Raw genomic sequence first — 3052 nt, forward strand, 5'->3', positions numbered from 1 at the left:
TATCGTCAATCAATTCGTATGGGAACGCTCCAGTATCAGGAAAAATAACACCGATTTTTTTCTGCATTCGCCGCTTCCTCTGTCGATGAGTGGGTTTTGGCTAAAGGGCTACGGATGCAAGCATTCCGCTATGGTTTCTCTGGTTGCGTTTTCGCCATCAGTGCTCCCACCGACCAACCAAGCCAACCGCCGGCGCTCACTGTTATTGTAGTGCGTCCGCTCTTCATCTATTCGGCACTTTTGGCAAGCTCTGCGCAGAATTTCGGCATTGTTGAGCATTATACGAAGAAAAGACGATGATCATGGGTCGCGTCCTCACAGGTGGTGTAGCTCGGCGGTAGCGAAGCCGCTCGCGAGCGCGCTCTCGATAGCGCTGTAGCGAGCGAGCGGCTTTGCGGTGGTCATCGACAGTTCGCCGGTAAGGTCGGGCTGCTGACACCAACCTGATTCGAAGGAACCATCGATGACCGACGACATGATGAACCTGCGCGCGCTCGTGGAGAAGACTCCGGATTCCGATCTCTTGCGCGAGATGATCGGCTTTGCCGCCGAGCGGCTGATGGAACTGGACGTTGGGGCCGCCACCGGCGCCGCCTATGGCGAGAAGAACCCGTTGCGCACGGCCCAGCGCAACGGCTATCGCGATCGCGATTGGGAGACGCGGGCCGGCACCGTCGAGCTGCGCATCCCCAAGCTCAGGAAGGGCTCCTACTTCCCCGGTTTCCTCGAACCGCGCCGCATGGCCGAGAAGGCGCTGACCGCCGTCATCCAGGAGGCCTACGTCCAGGGGATCTCGACCCGCTCGGTCGACGACCTGGTCAAGGCCATGGGCATGAGCGGCATCTCTAAAAAGCCAGGTCAGCCGGCTGTGCGAAGAGATCGACGGCAAGGTCAAAGCGTTCCTTGAAAGTCCCATCGAGGGCGACTGGCCATATCTGTGGATCGACGCCACCTACCTGAAGGTGCGCCGCGGCGGCCGCATCGTCTCGGTCGTCGTCATCATCGCTGTCGGCGTCAACGCGGACGGCCAGCGCGAGGTGCTGGGCATGGAGGTCGGCACGTCTGAGGCCGAGCCGATCTGGACGGAGTTCCTGCGCAAGCTGACCCTGCGCGGCGTCAAGCTCGTCGTTTCCGATGCCCATGAAGGCATCAAGGCGGCCGTCACGAAGGTGCTGTGCGCGACATGGCAGAGGTGCCGCGTGCGTCCACTTCATGAGGAACGTGCTGGCCCATGCCGGCAAGAGCGGGCGCCGCGTCGTCTCCGCTTACATCGCCACCGCCTTCGCCCAGGAAACGCCGGAGGCCGCAAGCACGCAATGGCGCGCCGTCGCCGACCAGATCCGGCCGAAGGTGCCGAAGCTGGCGACAATCATGGACGACGCCGAGCCCGACGTGCTGGCCTACATGACTTTCCCCAAGGAACACCGCGCCAAGCTGCACTCGACGGATGACATCGACAAGCCTGATTTCGACTTTTTCGATTCCTGTTGCGTTTCTTTGTTCGGCTCATGTGAGCCTGTTTCTTCGTCCCGGCCCACAGGTTTCCAGGCCACGCCTTGACGGCGTCGAGCACGGCGCCATTCTGGAGTGGACCGAGGGCGTCGGTCGTGCCGCCAGATTTCCTTGTGCTATATTTGTCCGGCACGGACGACCACGTGGCAAAGAGTGGTGCGAGAGGATGAGAGTGCCGCCACGCAGCCGTTATAGTCGTTCCTCGTTTGTGGCGTCCGTGCGCCGCTTCGGCCCTCGTGACCGCCAATGCCGAACCATCAGCTCGTAGGCACGTTCGGCATTCTCGGCCGCGGCTTTCTCGCTGTTTCGCAACTCCTTCACGTTGTAGGCGTAAGCCGAACCGCGGCGACCGACACCGCGCTCGCCCGGCGCGCCAGCCTTGAGAGCGAGCTGCCTCTGCTTTGCCGCCATCAGCGCCGGGCGAGCCCAGAAGTAGTCCTGCTCCTTTGTCAGCAGATGCCAGATTAACACGGCGAGCTTGCGGGCGAGTGCCACGGCTGCGACCTGATGGCCGCGTTTGTCGCGGATGCGCAGGAAGAAAGCCCTGAGCGGTCCGGGCGCCTTCGCCGCCGCCCAGGCGGCTTCGACCAGCATGGCGCGGGCATGGGAACGCCCATGTTTGCTGATCCGGCCATATTGCGCCAAGCCAAGACCGGATTGACGCACACGAGGATTCAGGCCGAAGTAGCTCACCAGCTTCTGCAGTTCGCGAAACCGCCGCATATCGCCGACGGCGGCGATGATACCGCTCGCGACGATGGCATTGACGCCGGTGATCGTCTGAAGCCGCCGGACTTGCACATCATCAATCGCTTCCCGGGCGATGTCGCGATCGAGGTCGGCCAGATCCTCGGCCAGGCGGTCGATCTCGCGGATCTGGCGAGCGATGGCGGCCCGCTCGTCGTCGGGAAGCACCTGCCGCTCACCGTCATGATCATACCGGTTACCAACCCGATCGAGCGCCTCAACGGCGAGATCAAGCGGCGCACCGAGGTCGTCGGCATCTTCCCAAATGATGACGCCATCGTCCGCCTGGTTGGCGCGATCCTGCTCGAACAGAACGACGAATGGGCCGTGCAGCGCGCCAGATACATGACGCTGGAAACCATCACCCAAATGAGCGATGATCCTCTGATCAGCCTGCCAGCCGTGGCACGCTGATCAGCCCGGCCCCATGCCGGAGAACGCGGCGACCAAGCCGTCAGCTACACCACACCCTGGGACACGATCTGATCATGTCCTGGAGTGGTGGTGTGCTGCCTCGTCGTTTCTTTCCTCCACCGTGGCTGCTTCTCTTGGCCTGCCGTCGTTTCAAGTTGCTGCGGCAAGGCCGCTGAGCTGCGTCGGTTGATCGCGGGCCATACGATCGACCGACGTTCAACACACGTGCGTTTGGTCAGTTTGCTGTTGGTCGACGTCTCATCGATGAAGATCAGCCGCGCCAAAGCCTTGTTCAAGAGCCGCTTTCGCCGCCCGATCCACAGTTCACGCGCCTGGCGCACGTCGGCCCGCTGCTGCTCGCTGGCCAGTAGAGTTTTTT

2 protein-coding genes and 4 pseudogenes are annotated in these 3052 nt (G+C 62.2%); 3 read left to right on the top strand and 3 right to left on the bottom strand.

Going from position 1 to position 3052, the window contains the following annotated elements; translation table 11 throughout:
* Positions 1 to 211: hypothetical protein (locus NKI99_RS33530; RefSeq protein ID WP_352613715.1), on the top strand; the 211-nt coding region annotated here is incomplete at its 5' end.
* Between the two features lie 104 nt (positions 212 to 315).
* Here NKI99_RS33530 and NKI99_RS33535 read toward each other — a convergent pair.
* A complete protein-coding gene (locus NKI99_RS33535) occupies positions 316 to 477 on the bottom strand; it encodes a hypothetical protein (RefSeq protein ID WP_352613717.1) in 162 nt (53 codons plus the stop codon).
* Between NKI99_RS33535 and NKI99_RS33540 the strand changes: the two are divergent.
* A pseudogene (locus NKI99_RS33540) lies at positions 464 to 1461 on the top strand (IS256 family transposase); the annotation flags it as partial. The gene NKI99_RS33535 and the pseudogene NKI99_RS33540 sit on opposite strands and share 14 nt — an antisense overlap.
* 240 nt (positions 1462 to 1701) lie before the next feature.
* On the opposite strand, the pseudogene NKI99_RS33945 reads toward NKI99_RS33540, so the two are convergent.
* Positions 1702 to 2436: pseudogene (locus NKI99_RS33945) on the bottom strand (transposase); the annotation flags it as partial.
* Positions 2437 to 2448: 12 nt separating this feature from the next.
* On the opposite strand from NKI99_RS33945, the pseudogene NKI99_RS33555 reads away from it, so the two are divergent.
* Positions 2449 to 2673, top strand: a pseudogene (locus tag NKI99_RS33555) (transposase); the annotation flags it as partial.
* 44 nt (positions 2674 to 2717) lie between these two features.
* On the opposite strand, the pseudogene NKI99_RS33560 reads toward NKI99_RS33555, so the two are convergent.
* A pseudogene (locus NKI99_RS33560) lies at positions 2718 to 3052 on the bottom strand (hypothetical protein); the annotation flags it as partial.

Origin of the sequence: Mesorhizobium sp. M0239, assembly GCF_040321815.1 — a bacterium.
In the GTDB taxonomy this organism is placed as follows: Bacteria; Pseudomonadota; Alphaproteobacteria; order Rhizobiales; family Rhizobiaceae; genus Mesorhizobium.